This window comes from Corynebacterium tuberculostearicum (genome assembly GCF_022347385.1).
In the GTDB taxonomy this organism is placed as follows: Bacteria; Actinomycetota; Actinomycetes; order Mycobacteriales; family Mycobacteriaceae; genus Corynebacterium; species Corynebacterium tuberculostearicum_M.
On sequence record NZ_JAKRDT010000008.1, the window covers coordinates 44,816 to 60,243 of the forward strand.

At 56.8% G+C, this 15,428-nt stretch carries 18 protein-coding genes and 3 pseudogenes; 10 read left to right on the forward strand and 11 right to left on the reverse strand.

The window, feature by feature from the left end:
* The first annotated feature begins 28 nt into the window (after nt 1-28).
* The gene (locus MHK00_RS11945) at nt 29-454 is read left to right on the forward strand and encodes a lactococcin 972 family bacteriocin (protein WP_366512264.1); all 426 of its coding nucleotides are present in this window, start codon (nt 29-31) and stop codon (nt 452-454) included.
* Between the two features lie 22 nt (nt 455-476).
* Here MHK00_RS11945 and MHK00_RS06130 read toward each other — a convergent pair whose 3' ends face one another.
* Nucleotides 477-719: a hypothetical protein gene (locus MHK00_RS06130; protein WP_200436342.1), complete on the reverse strand. Its 243-nt coding sequence runs from the start codon at nt 717-719 to the stop codon at nt 477-479.
* A gap of 49 nt (nt 720-768) precedes the next feature.
* On the reverse strand, nt 769-1,173 hold the full coding sequence (locus MHK00_RS06135) for a P-loop NTPase family protein (RefSeq protein WP_250410854.1): 405 nt from the start codon (nt 1,171-1,173) through the stop codon (nt 769-771).
* 500 nt (nt 1,174-1,673) lie between these two features.
* On the opposite strand from MHK00_RS06135, the gene MHK00_RS06140 reads away from it, so the two are divergent.
* Entirely contained in the window at nt 1,674-1,829 is a 156-nt protein-coding gene (locus MHK00_RS06140) for a hypothetical protein (protein WP_200436343.1), read from the forward strand.
* Between the two features lie 130 nt (nt 1,830-1,959).
* On the opposite strand, the pseudogene MHK00_RS06145 reads toward MHK00_RS06140, so the two are convergent.
* Nucleotides 1,960-2,787: pseudogene (locus MHK00_RS06145) on the reverse strand (ArsR family transcriptional regulator); the annotation flags it as partial.
* A 69-nt stretch (nt 2,788-2,856) separates the two neighbouring features.
* Nucleotides 2,857-3,711 (reverse strand): annotated as a pseudogene (locus tag MHK00_RS11950) (LexA family protein); the annotation flags it as partial.
* Between the two features lie 38 nt (nt 3,712-3,749).
* On the opposite strand from MHK00_RS11950, the gene MHK00_RS06155 reads away from it, so the two are divergent.
* Nucleotides 3,750-4,373, forward strand: a complete 624-nt coding sequence (locus tag MHK00_RS06155; RefSeq protein ID WP_250410857.1) for a DJ-1/PfpI family protein — start codon at nt 3,750-3,752, stop codon at nt 4,371-4,373.
* Between the two features lie 146 nt (nt 4,374-4,519).
* Nucleotides 4,520-4,798, forward strand: a complete 279-nt coding sequence (locus MHK00_RS11955) for a GtrA family protein (protein ID WP_366512262.1) — start codon at nt 4,520-4,522, stop codon at nt 4,796-4,798.
* Nucleotides 4,799-4,976: 178 nt separating this feature from the next.
* On the opposite strand, the gene MHK00_RS06160 is transcribed toward MHK00_RS11955, so the two are convergent.
* Nucleotides 4,977-5,291, reverse strand: coding sequence for a DUF2262 domain-containing protein (locus tag MHK00_RS06160; RefSeq protein WP_250410858.1), 315 nt, complete (start codon nt 5,289-5,291; stop codon nt 4,977-4,979).
* On the opposite strand from MHK00_RS06160, the pseudogene MHK00_RS06165 reads away from it, so the two are divergent.
* Nucleotides 5,268-5,979: pseudogene (locus MHK00_RS06165) on the forward strand (IS6 family transposase). The gene MHK00_RS06160 and the pseudogene MHK00_RS06165 overlap by 24 nt on opposite strands.
* A gap of 282 nt (nt 5,980-6,261) precedes the next feature.
* Here the strand turns inward: MHK00_RS06165 and MHK00_RS06170 are convergent.
* Entirely contained in the window at nt 6,262-6,777 is a 516-nt protein-coding gene (locus tag MHK00_RS06170) for a hypothetical protein (protein ID WP_250410859.1), read from the reverse strand.
* Between the two features lie 191 nt (nt 6,778-6,968).
* Between MHK00_RS06170 and MHK00_RS06175 the strand changes: the two genes are divergently transcribed.
* A complete protein-coding gene (locus MHK00_RS06175; protein WP_150850365.1) occupies nt 6,969-7,151 on the forward strand; it encodes a hypothetical protein in 183 nt (60 codons plus the stop codon).
* Nucleotides 7,152-7,256: 105 nt separating this feature from the next.
* Here MHK00_RS06175 and MHK00_RS06180 read toward each other — a convergent pair whose 3' ends face one another.
* Nucleotides 7,257-9,440 carry a LamG-like jellyroll fold domain-containing protein gene (locus MHK00_RS06180; protein WP_250410860.1) on the reverse strand — a complete coding sequence of 728 codons (2,184 nt, stop codon included), beginning with the start codon at nt 9,438-9,440 and terminating at the stop codon, nt 7,257-7,259.
* 425 nt (nt 9,441-9,865) lie between these two features.
* On the opposite strand from MHK00_RS06180, the gene MHK00_RS06185 reads away from it, so the two are divergent.
* The 4 genes from MHK00_RS06185 to MHK00_RS06200 are packed head-to-tail and all read left to right on the forward strand — an operon-like array spanning nt 9,866 to nt 13,299.
* Nucleotides 9,866-10,702 (forward strand): DUF368 domain-containing protein, encoded by an 837-nt coding sequence (locus MHK00_RS06185; RefSeq protein ID WP_250410861.1) that lies wholly within the window; start codon nt 9,866-9,868, stop codon nt 10,700-10,702.
* Nucleotides 10,702-11,589 (forward strand): ABC transporter substrate-binding protein, encoded by an 888-nt coding sequence (locus MHK00_RS06190; RefSeq protein ID WP_250410862.1) that lies wholly within the window; start codon nt 10,702-10,704, stop codon nt 11,587-11,589. Before MHK00_RS06185 ends, MHK00_RS06190 begins: the two co-directional genes overlap by 1 nt.
* Entirely contained in the window at nt 11,582-12,535 is a 954-nt protein-coding gene (locus tag MHK00_RS06195; protein ID WP_250410863.1) for an amino acid ABC transporter permease, read from the forward strand. Before MHK00_RS06190 ends, MHK00_RS06195 begins: the two co-directional genes overlap by 8 nt.
* Complete coding sequence (locus MHK00_RS06200) at nt 12,535-13,299, forward strand: amino acid ABC transporter ATP-binding protein (RefSeq protein WP_005323289.1); 765 nt, start codon at nt 12,535-12,537, stop codon at nt 13,297-13,299. The genes MHK00_RS06195 and MHK00_RS06200 overlap by 1 nt, the downstream gene beginning before the upstream one ends.
* 83 nt (nt 13,300-13,382) lie before the next feature.
* On the opposite strand, the gene MHK00_RS06205 is transcribed toward MHK00_RS06200, so the two are convergent.
* The 4 genes from MHK00_RS06205 to MHK00_RS06220 are packed head-to-tail and all read right to left on the reverse strand — an operon-like array spanning nt 13,383 to nt 15,417.
* Nucleotides 13,383-14,126: a TSUP family transporter gene (locus MHK00_RS06205; RefSeq protein ID WP_200435231.1), complete on the reverse strand. Its 744-nt coding sequence runs from the start codon at nt 14,124-14,126 to the stop codon at nt 13,383-13,385.
* The gene (coaD, locus tag MHK00_RS06210; RefSeq protein ID WP_005323291.1) at nt 14,123-14,596 is read right to left on the reverse strand and encodes a pantetheine-phosphate adenylyltransferase; all 474 of its coding nucleotides are present in this window, start codon (nt 14,594-14,596) and stop codon (nt 14,123-14,125) included. The genes MHK00_RS06205 and coaD overlap by 4 nt, the downstream gene beginning before the upstream one ends.
* A 26-nt stretch (nt 14,597-14,622) precedes the next feature.
* Nucleotides 14,623-15,204, reverse strand: a complete 582-nt coding sequence (rsmD, locus tag MHK00_RS06215; protein ID WP_005323292.1) for a 16S rRNA (guanine(966)-N(2))-methyltransferase RsmD — start codon at nt 15,202-15,204, stop codon at nt 14,623-14,625.
* Nucleotides 15,205-15,417: a biotin/lipoyl-containing protein gene (locus MHK00_RS06220; RefSeq protein WP_005327804.1), complete on the reverse strand. Its 213-nt coding sequence runs from the start codon at nt 15,415-15,417 to the stop codon at nt 15,205-15,207. It abuts the gene before it with no gap.
* Nucleotides 15,418-15,428: the final 11 nt, after the last annotated feature.

The following is a 15,428-nucleotide window of genomic DNA, read 5'->3' on the forward strand; positions in this document are numbered from 1 at the left end:
AGAGTATCTCCGCCTTGCCGCAACAATTCTGTCCGCTTCGACTCTGGTAGCTGTCGCTCCACAGGCATCTGCCCAAACGCCTAATGAGCCTCAGGTCATCGACAATAAAGTTCTAACAGTAGACTCTGAGGGAAACCCTACGTCTGGGGTAGCAACACTTGACATCGATTCTCCGTCGCAGGACGGAACTTCTTTCCGCAAAATTCCTGGATTCCCAGGAACCAAAACTGAACAAGTCGGAGGAGGAAGCTGGAACTACGGGTGGGAGCTCATTAACGGCACCACCAAGCGATGCTTTTCCCACTACAACCACCCAAGCCGTTCGCACAGAGCCAGCGTATCGATGGGCACCCTAACCGACAGCAAGACGGTACGCCCTAACAATTGGGCGAAAGCCAGCGTCATGGCAGGGATAACTGCCGGGACATGCAACGTCTACTGGGATAACCAGTAGATTCTAAATTAAGAAGCCGCGCCTAAAGAACGTTCTGGGCGCGGCTTTCCGCTTCTGGAAGCAATTCGTTTTCAAGGACCTCTATCAAATCAAAAATAGAATTCCTTTCTTCAGGAAACATCCGATGATTGAGATAGTCCCATGCCTCAACTTCTTTCCCTACAAGAGAATCAAGTTCTTCCAGAAAATTATCTACGCTTTTTAGGCTCTCAATAGCAGTTTTTGTTCTGACAATTATTTGTTCGATGTTTATCTCGTTCCCCATGCAAAAAATTGTATCCCATAAACGAAGTGTGCACGTCCTGAAATATTTCCTAACGTCGGCGCTTTTTCTTTGCCCTCCGGGCGGCACGATTCAAGCCAGCAGGCGCGGCAGAACGGCGCGCATTTTTATCCATAAGCTCGGCAAACTCACGCACCGCAAGCACTAACTCCTGGTGCTCATCACTGACGTAAAACTCGCGCCCCATCCGGAGATCGCGAGTCATCTCCCTGACGACACGAGCCGCGTCAGCTACCTCCTCTCTGGGGGTACGCAGCTTCAGCGTGGCTTGCTCATGCGCCTGCGCCAACTCCTCTTGGTGCTGTCGCTTACGGCGTTCACGCGACGCAGCAGCACGGCATGCACCCGAGCAAAACCGCGCCTGCCGCCCACGCGGATCCGTCCGTTGCGGGATTGGTTTGCCGCACCTTTCGCAGACTTCTTTTTGGGTCGCCATGCCCCCACTTTATCGCACGTGCGATAAAAGTCGCCAGGCACTGAAATGCCTGGTCACCCGATGTCACTAAGAGTGCATATAGTGTGTGTCTCCCAAGCCGCTTCGCGGCGTGGGCTCGGGCCGGTTCCTCCGGCCCGAAAGACTGACGGCACCCCGCCGCAAAACTGCCCGGCTTGTCCGCCAGGACTGGCCGGTGGGCCAGCAACATATTTGGCAACATTCCGCCCGACCGCGCTTATCAGTCCTGCGGGGCGGTGTGGCGGCTTCTCGCGGCGCGCTGTGTGCCCGTCTAAGCCGTTGAAGACCCGGCGGCGGTACCCACGGAGGGCTGGGGGCTTCTGCGCGATTGAGTACGCGAGGACTGTATCGGGGCAACCGAGCCGGACGGCTCGGGCGGCAGCCCAGACCGAGCGCCCCGAGCACCCGGAGCCGGACAACGCGGCGGTTGCGATATTCCTTTTCCGCACGACCGAAATACGGGACGTGCAAAGGAGCTTTCCATGCAAAGAAACTCGAACCCCCGCACCAGTCTTAGGCGACTCTCCGAGCTGCGCTCGCTCGCGCTAGGCGCTGCCGTCGGCGCGATTCTTGCCGACCCCATGGCCACGATCCACAGCTGGAACGAACTGCTCGACCTACTCGACTTCTGGCCGTAGCGGCAACACACTATTGGCACTCTTAGTGACACCGGGACATAGTCCATCAAACCCAGTCTTGTTAAGAGAGGTTTTACTTAACTGCCTAACGGCAGGGGAACCGTATATTGCTTACGGTGTGAGCCCCTTTTTACTCCGCAGGAACCATTCCTTGTTCACGCAGCGCAGCAAGGTGTCGAGTGACCGTCGCACGAGACAACCCCGTCTCCTCCATTATTTGCTTACGCGTCAACACGGCCCCTGTTTGTACATAGGAGTCACCGATTAAGGCTTGTATACGGGCGCGCGTAGTCTGACCTTCCACTCGCTTCTTACGATGTGTCTTTTCGAGCTTCGACCTTTGTGCTTGCGCATATTTACCTTCGGGGTCGGTTTTCCAGCGTTGTGCGGCTTTCTGGCCGCCTCTGCGGCCCATGGTGGCTAGTGCTTTGCGTTCGCTGCTGGTGGCTTTTCCTGGCGCGCTAGTGCTTCCATAAGCCTTACTCTTGGACTGGGTGACGTAGCCACGCACGCGACGTGCCATGGTTTGGCGGTCGCGCATGGGTGGCATCTCACTGTCACGCCCGGCTCCGCCGTGTGTCTGGGCGACGTTGTAGGCGTGCTCGTAGGCATCGATAATGGCAGCGTCCGTCAGGCGCTGCCCTTGTTGGCGCAGACGGTGGCCGGCCTTGAGCGCATGACGGAAGGCGGTTTCGTCACGTGCCGCTTTACCTGGGGTAATCCACAGCACGCGCACACCGTCAATAAGCTCCGGATCGTATTGGTCAAGACCATCAGCGATTTCAGCATCTACGTCCTGGGCAAGAGCTTTAAATGCTTGGGCTTCCTCGCGACGGGTTTTAACTGCATTGATAAGTTCCCGGCCAGAGGAAAACTGTTGGCGCGGGGTGGGGTTGAACTGGTCGTGTCCTGCCATGTCCCTCACCTTTTTTACCAAGTCTCCAGGACGCTTCAGTTTTCTTCAAGTGAGGTTTTATATAACTGCCTGGCGGCAGGGGAACCGTATATTGCTTACGGCATTCACACCCTAGGGCTGTATCAGACCAGCTTTCTTTAGGGCAGAAATATGCCGAGCTACAGTGCTTCGTTCGCATCCAATTTCCTCGGCTATTTGCCGTGCGGTCGGGGCACTTCCGGTATCAAAAAGAGTCTGAGCATAGACAGACAGAACGCGTCCACGAGTGCTTTGGCCTTGAACAGACCGGCGCTTATTTGCTGCTGCTAAAGCTTCTCGTTGTTCTTGCGCATATTTACCCTCAGGGTCTGTTTTCCAGCGCTCTGCTGATTTCTTGCCGCCTTTGCGTCCCATGGTGGCCAGTGCTTTGCGTTCGCTGCTGGTGGCTTTACCTGGCGCGCTAGAGCCGCTGTAGGCCTCGCTCTTGGACTGGGTGACATACCCGCGCACGCGCCTAGCCATGGTCTGGCGGTCACGCATGGGTGGCATCTCACTGTCACGGCCTGCCCCGCCGTGAGTGTGTGCGACGTTGTAGGCGTGCTCATAGGCATCAATGATCGCCGCGTCTGTCAGGCGTTGGCCTTGCTGGCGCAAGCGGTGGCCAGTCTTAAGCGCATGCCTAAAGGCTGTTTCGTCACGGGCAGCTGTTCCTTGGACAATCCAGAGCACACGCACGCCGTCGATTAACTCTGGGTCGTACTGGTCGAGTCCACCGGCGATTTCCGCGTCTACCTCCTGGGCAAGGGCTTTGAATGCTTGGGCTTCTTCGCGACGAGCCTTCACCACGTTGATAAGTTCCCGGCCAGAGGAAAATTGCTGGCGCGGGGGCGGGGTTGAACTGGTCGTGTCCTGCCATGTCCCTCACCTTTTTACCAAGTCTCCAAGACGCATCACCCTATTGTGCTGCCTGTACCAGCGATAGGCCGTACCACACTGACACGCCCTCTACCATGTAATCTGTGACTATGGGAAAGCTGATTGGGGAGCGACATGTTTCCGTCATCCTTTTTGAAGGATTCGAGGTGTTAGACGTCTTTGGGCCGGTGGAGCTTTTGAGTCAGGTTCCGGACATACGTATAAGTTTTTTAGGAAAGGAAAAAGAGCCCGTCCAGAGCGCCCAGGGCGTACGTGTCTTGACAGATCTGCCTTACACAAACCTCGAGAATCCGGATATTCTCCTGATCCCCGGGGGTGCGGGGACGCGAACCCTAGTTCAAGACACCACCTTCCTGTCCTGGTTAAAGGAAACGGGACAGCGCGCCGAGATAGTGGCATCGGTCTGTACTGGGTCAGCCCTACTGGCAGCCGCGGGTCTCCTTAAAGGGCGCCGAGCAACGAGCAACAAGAGGGCATTCGGTTGGGTTTCTTCCTTGGATGATGATGTTGAATGGCAATCTCAAGCCCGCTGGGTGGAGGATGGAAAAATATGGACATCCTCGGGCGTTGCGGCGGGTTTGGACATGGCTGCCTCGCTGATCCAGCACCTCTTCGGTGCAGAAGCTTTTGAAGAAGCGACCACGCTAGCGGAATATCAGCCACAAACAGACAGCACTGTCGACCCCTTCGCCCATATTTATGGCCTCATCTAGTTCACCTTATAGAAAGCCTCAGCTGGCCTACCCGACCCCCGCAGACGTACCTCATCCCAAGCCAGACAGTCGACGACGCCCATGATAGACCACGGCCGACGGGCAGGTGTACGAAAAACGCCCGGGCAGTGGTGTTGTTGTGCATCGTGGGAGTAATCGGCGCCGCCATCGACTTCGGCACCATGCACTTCCTTGAAACCTCCGGGGCAAACGCCCTGATTGGCCGGGCAATCAGTTACATTCTGGGCAGCCTGTTCGCCTACTACGCCAATAGCGTTGTCACTTTCTCCGGCAACCGGTCCCCCACCGAGAAGCGGGGGCTTCATCGTCTACACCGCGTGTTTGATCATGGCGGTGCTGGGCAACAAGCTCGCCCGTATCCCGCTGGCGGATTTCGAACACACGGTTTTTACTCTCGTGGGTGATTTCGCAGGCAACAGCCACCACCCTCAACTTCATCCTGCAGAGCAAGTGGGTGTTCACCAGCGAAAACACCTCGCGGTGAGCGCATTCCGCTCCGCCAAGCCCCTGTCTAGTAAGCGACAACCCGGCAATCAACCCTCATCCTGCCCGGCAGGGCAAGGTGGGAGAAGGACTGTCGGGTTAGACGTCCATCTCGATCGAGGTGGGAGTTCCATCCCTCTTCGTCTTCACCGTCACGGGGTGCCCTCCGAACATGTACCCGTCGTCGAACTCGACGCCAATGTTTCCCCTGTGGGGAATGTTCACCGCAGTCGGAGTCAGCTTGGCGTAGACGTCCTCCACCCCAAGTTTCGGGGCGGGTGTCGGCCTCCCTTCCGCCTCGGCCACATCGTGGTGCCACCGGTTCGCGGCCGGAAGGGTGTTGTTGCAAAGTTGGGGCAGTAGGAAGACCTGCGCGAAATAATCACAGCCATGGGTATCTTCTCTGGTCGTCATTTCCCCCCGTGACATCATTCTGTCGGCAGTGCGGTGGTACTGCCGCTACGGGGTGAGCTACCGCGATCTGGAGGAAATGATGATCGAGCGGGGCGTGCCAGTCGATCACACCACGATCTACCGCTGGGTCCAGAAATACGCCCCTGAGCTGGACAAGCAAACACGGCGGTCCCGGCAGGTACCCGACTGACAGGCCACTTCCTGGCGAGTGGATAAGACCTATATCCGGGTCGGCGGCAGGTGGTGCTACCTCTATCGGGCGATCACCGCCGGTGGTCAGACCCTGGATTTTTACCTCTCTCCGAAGCGGAACGTGGCCGCAGCGAAGCGTTTCCTGGCCAAGACCCTCAGATCCAATGCATCAGCCGGGTATCCCAGAGTGATCAACACCGATAAAGCACCCTCCCTAGCCAGGGCAATCGCCGAGTTGAAGTTAGAGGGAATCTGCCCGCCAACAGTGGAACACCGGCAGGTAAAATACCTCAACAACATCCTGGAAGGCGACCATGGTCGGCTGAAGCAGATCCTCGGGCCGAAAGGCGCGTTTAAGAACCGGACATCTGCATATCGGACGTTGAAAGGGATGGAAGCGATGCACTCATGACGGAAAGGCCACGGCGCGATGTATGCCTACGAGCAACCGAACCCGGATGCGGTGATCGTCAACCGGGTCTTCGAGGCTACCTGAGAACGCCGACCCGCAGCGAGCATCAGAGGATGAAGACTGGGTCGTCACGGCTCTCCGCCTGAAGTTTGCAACAGCACCATGCGGGTTAGGTACCCACACACAAACCATCAGACACTCTCATCATAGTTGTCAAATCGTTGTCACAAACCGGGTCATCGTAAATTATCCCCTGGTCAGACTATTAAATTGCGACAGGCCGTGTGAGTTCGAGTCTCACCAGGGGCACAAAGAGAAAAACCTCGGACCTTTCTTACTGATTAGGTTCGAGGTTCTTTTAATGCTTCAGCCCTTCTCCTCGATTTCAGTTTGATCGGATACTTGGAAACGCTCGGGTACTTTTAGTCTTTCGATGCCCAAATAGCCCGCCAGAGCAAGGCAGACTACCGCTTGCACAGACCGCACAACCACCAAGCTAGGCAATTCCGCCCTAAGAACGAGATATCCGAATCCTATGGCTGAAAGGACTGAGTACACCCCCATAATCAGCGAACTATTCCCGTCTGACTTCTTCAGCATTTTCTTCAAATAGAGAAAGGACACTATCCACGATAGTGCTACCACTGAACGGATCAGTAGGAGCCCTCGCAGTATCCACCGCTCGACCTGTACATCTTCAATTCCGTTAAACGAATCTCGATGAATCGAGACAAACGCGTCGGCATATTCATCAAACGAGACAATACACAGGACCACATTCAGGGCAGAAAGCGCAAGAACAAGAGCAATAGTTGCTAAGAACACCTTTTCACGGCGCCCATTTGCCCCCAGGCTACTTCCATCATTTCGTTGATCAGACATTCCTCAAGCCTCTACTCCCAACAGACAGTGCCTCTAGGTTCACCCCAAACCTAGCTATTTACTTCTACCCTAAGACAGTTACCACAAAGTTACTTTACCAATACAGAGTGTAAACTATTGTTGACATCAAGACAATATTCTTTTATCTTGGGTCTTGTAGATGCGATGTGTCTGTCACGATGAGGTGTTTTATGAAAAGGTTACGAATTGAACGCACGAAAGCGGCGGTATTCACCGCATTGGCAATCATCACGCTTCTGGGTGCATTAGTTCTTCAACAACCTTCACAGGTTTGGATATCAATTCTGCTGGGTGGAGCAGCAGCATGGTTTTGGTGGAAGGTACATTTCTATACAAAGCAGGAAGAGCTATAAAAACTAAATGTGCTTAAGCTCGCCCACATGGCGCGAGAAACCTAAGCACATTTGGAACGATTGCTTGCGCAATCCCACCGCCAAAAATTGGCCCTCTCACACAACCTAGTAAAGCTCAGGCAACGTAGGTAGATGGTACTTGCGCAGCGCTGCGTTGATCTGCGGGATGGAAGCCTTCAGCTGCGGTAGCGCTAGACCGATGAGTCCGGCCACGCCTGCGATGCCGAGGAGTGCTCCCAAGATGGCGGGCTTTGAGCTCGCGCCGTTGCTCGATGCGGAGCTGCCTGCGGCCGGCTGCGTAGTATCGACCGGTTTGCCGTCATCGTGTGCACGGGCGGTTAGCCATTCGTCCTTGCCCAGAACACCCTGGGTCAGGCGGGTCTCGCCGATCCAGCCGTACCACGGATCCTGCGGGCGCTGGTTGTCAAAGCCGCCACCCATGACCCACTGCAGGTCCCGCGGGAGGAGGCCTTCGGCGCCTACGGCATTGCGCAAGATAGGCGCGCCGTTGATGAACATCTCCACGCTATCGCGCTCCGGATCATTGACCACGGCGATGTGCATCCACTCGTCCTTGGGCACCTCGTGGGACCATACGGTAGAACCGCTTCCCTGCTTCGGCTCCGCCCACCAGCGCAGCTCGCGCAGGTTGGAGATGCCAAACATGACCGTGGGATCCGTGTCCTCAGAGCCGTCGACCAACTTATTGATGGCTGAGTCGCGGCTGAGCGCGCTTCCCCAACCATGCTGGGCACCATTGAAGTCTTTAGGAATCTTGACGAAGGATTCGAAGGTGTAGCCCTTGGTGGTATCGACGCTATTGGCCGCGGCGCCCTTGTCGGTGCGGAACTCGGCGTTGCCTACCTTGCCGGCAGGGTCGGACCAGAAGAGGGAACCGGCATCAGAAGACAGCGGGTGGTGATCGGAGCTATAGGTCACCCGATCACCTAGCATGGCGCCAGAGCGGTGCAGGTCGCTGCCGGAATCGCTGGCAATATCGGGGATGGTGGTGCCGCGGCCGGCAGGGGCGCCGTCGGCAAGCGCATGGCCGTCCTTGTCCTGGGCCTGGCCCGGGCGCCAGTGGAATACCGTGCGATCATTCTTGGCAAAGTCATCCGCGCCCTTGGGCAGCTCATCCTCCGCGATGGTGTAGGGCCTATAGCCTTCCGCGGCGATGTCGCGCGCACGCTGCGCTAGGTCCGGCTGGTGGCCCTCGCCCACGGTGAAATCCGGGGAAAAGGAGGAAAAGCGCTGCTCAAAGTCGAACGGAATGGCGTAGCTATCGCCCTGATCATCCAGGGTGAGCTTATCGAATTGCGTCAGCTCCTCGTGCGGCTTCTGCGCCACCCACGGCGAGAGCGCGGTCATCTCCAGCTGCTTGCCGGAAAGGTCGAACTCGAGCACGCCCAGCAGACCATTTCCGCCCTGATAGGCCATCTGATAGTCCTGCAAGATGGAAACGACATCGTGGCCGGCATCGTTCTTATCCACGCGGTAGCCCGCACCGTGGTGGTGGCCGCCCATCACCAGGAAGATCTGGTCGTTGCGCTTGATGAACGTATCCCACAGGCCCTTGCCATAGTCATCGGAATAGAAAACGTTGCCCTCGCCATCGATATTAAGGGCTTCGTGCGTCGTGACGATGACGGGGAGGTTGGGGTGCTTATCGATGATGCCTTGCGCCCACGCAAGGGCCTTCTCATCGGCGCGCCAGCCCAGCGCAAGGTTGAGGTACTTCTGCCCCTCGGCTTCAAAGATGTGAGCCTCGGAGTCATTATTGACCGCAGTGTAGCGCTCTTGGAAGGTCTCCGGATTAGCGTTCTTGGCACGATCGGCGCTAAACCACTTGTCATACGGGTGAGCCGCCGCACCCTCGACGTCCATGTCGTGATTGCCGGGCAGGATGGAGTAGTTCAGGTCAGAATCATCGAGGACCTGCATGGCCTTATCGGCTACCTGCCATTCGCCCTCCACGTTCCATTGGTCGACGACATCGCCCAAGTGGGTGACAAAATCCATGTTCAGCTCGTCTTGGTGATCTACCAACCATTGAGTTTGGGCCAAATAGGGTTCGCTTCCGTAGCGAGCTTGGGCCAAGTTGCCCGTCTCAGGGGTGGAATAGCGCGAGTAGAACTGGGTATCCGGTAAGACGCCGATACTGAAACGAGAGCCCTCGCTTGGCGACGCCCCCTCGGCCCCAAACTCCGCAGCACTTGCGGCCGGTACAACGATGAGGTTACCCGCCACCGCGGTTGCAGTTAGGGCAGGCAGGACGAAACGGTTTTTCATAGAGAGTCCTTTAAGACTGGAAAGGAATGCTTGCTCAGGGGAGATGGCGGGAATACGCGAGGGATTCTAGGACGTGAAGCTTTCAGCTAGTTGAAGCCCGCGTAAACAGGAGACTGAATAATGGGAAACTTATGGTTGCTTCTGAATGGACCATCCCACTGTGGCCAAGTCCGTATATCCTGCCCCGAACTGCATAGTTGCATTGGGGTGTATTAAACTGACAGAATATTCGTGAATACCGTTTTACCTCTACGGTTAGGGAGAAGTTCCTCCCTTCTCGCGGTAGGTAGCTAACGATCCTCTAATGAAAGATATGCATTACGCTTCACAGCGGTTCGCCTAGCCTCCCACTTCGGCACTTTTCTGCCGCCTTACTAGGCCAGTCGCCCTCCGCACCAGCCCCCTCCCAGGTAGATTTTTATTTTATGCAGTACATTTTGAACGCTATCCGCGGCGCCCTCATCGGCATGGCCGAGCTCGTACCGGGCATCTCCGGTGGCACCGTGGCGCTCATCGTGGGCATTTATGAACGCGCAGTCCACAACGCCAACGATCTCATCTCCGGCCGCTTCAAGAAGGTCGAATGGAGCTTCCTCATCTCCGTAGCGATCGGCATGTTCATCGCCGTCTTCGGAATGTCCACCGTGCTTTCTAACTTCGTAGATAATCACGTATCGGCTTCCGGAGCGCTCTTTTTGGGCATGGTGGCTGTGTCCATTTTTGTACCGCTATCCATGCTTTCTAAGCAGGAGAGGCTGCGCCCCTCTTCCATCATTGCCTTTGTGATCGCTGCGATTGCCATCTTCTTTATCACCGGATTCACCTCCGAACCGCACGAGGACCCCAGCCTCATCGTGGTCTTCTTCGCCGCCGCCATCGCGGTATGTGCACTCATCCTGCCTGGCATCTCCGGCTCGCTTATCCTGCTGACCATGGGCCTCTACCAGCCCATCATTGGCGCCGTTTCAGATCGTGACCTAGGCACTATCGCCATCTTCGCGCTGGGTGCCCTGTGTGGTCTTGCGGCGTTTATCAAGGTGTTGAACTTCCTGCTGGATCATCACCGCGCCCCTACGCTGATGGCTATGGCAGGTTTCATGCTCGGTTCTCTGCGCGCACTGTGGCCCTGGGGAGCTGACCAAGATGCCTCTAGCGGCATCATCATTGGCATGTTCATCCTCGGTGCACTCATCGTCTCCGCCTTCATCTTCGTAGATATGAAGAAAGCCCGCGCTATAGATGAAAGGACGGCGCAAAAATAATGCCGCGCTCGTTTTCTCGCCGCGCGATTATCGCCGCGGTCCTCGTCCCCACGCTGAGCTTGGGTGCCTGCGTCACCAACGAGGAAGATTCCACTCCGGACGGCTGGGAAGAACCCCATTCCGCAATGGTGCCGGAAATTGCCGCCATGTATGACGACAACGATGGCGTCCTTACCGCCGGAACTAACCCGCCCTATGCCCCATTTCAGCTTAAGGATTCCCACGGGGCGCTCCAGGGCGTTGAACTCGATCTTGCTCACGCCGTTGCCGGCGTCTTGGGACTCGATTTCCAGCCCGTGGAACAGGACTTCTCCATGATCTTGCCCGCCGTGCAATCGGGCCAGATTGATATGGGCGCATCCGGGTTCACGGATAACCCCGACCGCCGCAATGAATTCGACTTTGTAGATCACCTCTACGCCGGCATCCAGTGGGCCGAGCGAGTAGATGGACCTAAGAAGGTTGACCCGGATAATCCTTGCGGCTTGACCGTTGCGGTGCAGCGCACCACGGTATCTGAAACCGACGATGTGCGGCCTAAGAAGGATGCATGCAATGGCGATCTGACTGTCTTGTCTTATGACACCGGTGACAATGCCGCGCTGGCGGTCCTTATGGGTCGCGCAGATGCCCTGTCAGCGGACTCCCCAGTTACTGCGTGGGCGGTCAACCGCTCCGAAGGAAAGATGCAGCAGGTAGGCGATATGTTCCAAGCATCGCCCTATGGCTTTGCCGTACCCAAGGATTCCGATTTGGGCAAGGCCTCGGCTGCGGCACTGCAGCACCTCATCGAAACCGGTGAGTATGCAGAAATTTTGTCCCGTTGGGGCATCGAGGATGGCTTAATAGACCAGGCAATGATTAATGAAAGGCCGATCAATGGTTAATGAAAATGCGGCGACGCCAGCTACGGCAGAGCCTAAGAAAAAGCCCGCCAAGATCGAGGCGCGACCTCTACGCCACCCGTGGCGCTGGGTCTTCGCCGGCCTGCTTATCGTGCTCGGCGTGTGGTTCATCATCGCCTCCGCCCGCAACGAGGCTTTTGGCTGGGACACCTACTTCCAGTATCTCTTTGATAAGCGCATTGCGCTTGCCTCCCTGCACACCATTGCCATCACCATTTTGTCAATGATCATCGGCGTTGTGGGTGGTGCCATACTCGCGGTTATGCGCATGTCCCCCAATCCAGTGCTGCGCAGCGTTTCCTGGGTATTCCTCTGGGTCTTCCGCGGCACGCCTATCTATGTGCAGCTGGTGTTTTGGGGCCTGCTGTCCGCTATCTACCAATCCATCAACCTGGGCTTTACCGAGGTATCCTTGCAGACGATCCTCACCAACGCCTTCTTCCTTGCGGTGATGGGCCTGGGCCTCAATGAAGCCGCCTATATGGCCGAGATTGTGCGCTCCGGTATCACCTCTGTTCCCGAGGGGCAGAAGGAAGCTTCCAAGGCACTCGGCATGTCCTGGTGGATGACCATGCGTCGCACCGTCCTTCCGCAGGCCATGCGCATTATCATTCCGCCCACAGGCAATGAGTTCATTTCCTTGCTCAAGACCTCTTCCCTCGTGGTGGCCATTCCTTATACCGAGGAAATCTTCGGCCGTTCCACGGATATTTCCGCCGCCCTCTTCCAGCCCATCCCGCTGCTACTGGTCGCAGCGTCCTGGTACCTCGTGGTTACTTCCCTGCTGATGGTGGGTCAGTACTTCCTGGAGCGCCGCTTTGAGCGCGGTGCCACCCGCGAACTCACCGGCCGCCAACTTGCTGCGCTGGCAGACGCTGAAGGAACCATCCCCCGCAACGTATCCGTGATTTCGGAGGCTAAAAACTAATGGCTACTCCCATGATTTCCGCCCAGAACGTCCATAAGTCCTTCGGGCAGCTCGAGGTCCTCAAAGGCATCGATCTTGAGGTCCAGCCCGGCGAAGTGGCCTGCCTACTAGGCCCCTCGGGCTCCGGCAAGTCCACCTTCCTGCGCTGCGTCAACCACCTTGATAAGGCGACGGCGGGCCGACTCTATGTCGACGGCGAGCTGATTGGCTACCGCGAAAAGAACGGCACCCTTTATGAGATCAGCGAGAAGGAAGCCGCAGAGCAGCGCTCCGATATCGGCATGGTCTTTCAATCTTTCAACCTTTTCCCCCACCGCACGGTGATTGAAAATATCATCGAGGCACCGGTGCAGGTGAAAAAGATTCCGGAAGAGACCGCCCGCGCCCGCGCTATGGAGCTGTTGGAGGACGTTGGCTTGGCGTCCAAGGCCAATAACTACCCGGTACAGCTCTCTGGCGGCCAGCAACAACGCGTGGCCATTGCTCGTGCGGTGGCCATGGATCCTAAGCTTATGCTTTTCGACGAACCTACGTCCGCCCTCGACCCCGAGCTCGTCGGCGAAGTGCTGCGCGTTATGAAGGACCTCGCAGCCGAAGGCATGACCATGCTCGTAGTCACCCACGAGATGGGGTTTGCGCGCGAGGTGGCCGATAAGGTCTTCTTCATGGACGGCGGCGTGGTCATCGAGTCTGGCAGCCCAGCTGAGGTTTTGGATAACCCGCAACAACCACGCACCAAGGACTTTTTGGCTTCGTTGCTATAACCCCACTACACTCCACAGATTGCCTTCAGCCCGCCGCCCTCTTCCGCGAAGAGGACCGGCGGGCTTTGCCGTGGCTGACTCGTCTACGAAAGCGTCAAAATGCCCCGAATCAGTGCGCTGGCCGCGCCCAACCCGGCAACGCTCAGTGAGAGCACGCGGGCCTTTTCTCGTGGAACACGCTGGGAAATGCGGGTGCCGGCCCAAATTCCGACGAACATACCTAATACACCGGCGGGCCACATCACCCAAGGCAAGCCATCAAAGTGGGCCGCACCTGTGAGCGTCTTGGTCATCACGGAAAAGAATCCGCCTACGACAAAAATCGGCTGCAGCGTAGCTGCGTAGACATTTTGGGGCCACTTTGCCGCCTGGGCGTAGACGGTAATAACAGGGCCGGCCACGCCCGCCAAGGTATTGGTAAAGCCGCCGAGAATACCGGCGGAGATGGCAGGGCCTTTGCCCTCCATCGGCGGGACAAACTTCTTTCCAAATGTCACTACGGCCAATGCGGCCAGAAGCGCAGCGCCCACCACGATCATCAGCCCTGCCGTGTCCATGCGCCTAATGAGCAACGCCGCGGCCAAGGAACCAATCACCATAACTGGAGCTATAAGTCCGAACTTCTTCCAGCTCACATTTTCACGCACGGAATAGGTGGTCAGAATCGCATTTATGCAGGCCAGAACGTTGATCACCAGGATGCCTTCGACCGGCCCCATAATGAGCATGAGGATGGGGCCGCCGATGAGGCCGAGCCCCATTCCGGATACCCGTTGCAGTGTCGAACCAACGACAACGACGAGGAAAATAACCAGTGCGAGGCTCACTGCCGGTATTTCTCCTTTACCGCACGGCCGACAGACTCTGGGAACATTCCGGTTACGTCGCCGCCAAACTTGGCTACCTGCTTACACAGCGAGGAACTAATATAGCCGTACTTCTCGTCCGTGAGTAGGAAGACAGTATCGATTCCCGAAAGGCGCCGATTCATCTGCGCCATAGGCAGCTCATATTCATAATCGAGAGAGCTACGCAGTCCCTTCACTAGGACGTCTGCCCCATGCTCCGTGGTGTAGTCCACCAACAGCCCGGAGCAATAATCCACCTTGATGGATGAATCCACGCTTTGGCGGATAAGTTCCATGCGCTCCTCCACGCTAAAGAGCCCAGAAGGCTTGTCAGGGTTACCGGTTACCAACACGGTGACCTCATCAAACATCTGGTTAGCGCGATTGATGATATCGACGTGACCTAAGGTGACGGGGTCGAAGGATCCAGGGCAGACGGCCTTAGTCATGCTACTTTCGCTTTCTTTTCAGGGGATTAGTCTTCGGCGTCCTCGCTGCCGGGGCGAGTATAGACCGCCATATCCATGCGGGCGATGCCAAAGGTGCGCTTCTTAAGCTTTTGGCCGGTGGGCTCAAAACCAGCAGGCCACACCATATCCGCGGAATCGACGTGGCGCTCAATTACTACCATTGCGCGATCAGTAAGCACCGGTTCGATGGCAGCAATGAGTGCATCCACCTCATCAAAAGCATAGGGCGGGTCCGCAAGCACCAGATCGAAGTGTTTGCGCGGGGCACTAGCCAGGTAGGTGCCTACCTTCATCTCTTGCACGCGCACGCCGGGATGCTTGACGACGCCCATGTTGTGCCGGATGATTTTCACCGCATCGGCCGAAGATTCCACCAGTACTGCTTCATCTGCTCCACGGCTCGCCGCCTCTAGGCCCAGGGCACCAGAGCCAGCAAAAAGATCGAGCACCGAAGATCCAGCAAAGCCCCACCGTGCAGTGAGAGATGAAAACAGCCCTTCGCGGGCGCGGTCTGCGGTAGGCCGGGTTCCTTCTGCAGGCACTTTAATGGTGCGTCCGCGAGCTTCGCCGGCAATAATGCGCGTCATTTATGCTTCTCCAATCTCCATCAAAAGGTCTCCGCCCACCACATCACTAAAGTCAGAGACCACAATACGGTGGACCTTTCCTGGTCCCGGGCTTTCTACGGGAGCCTCGAGCTTCGTGGCTTCAACGGTCGCAAGCGGTACTCCGGTATCAACAGTGTCTCCCACATTCACATGGCAACGGACGATGCCCGCGAAAGGGGCGTAAATTTTCATGCTTCTAGGTT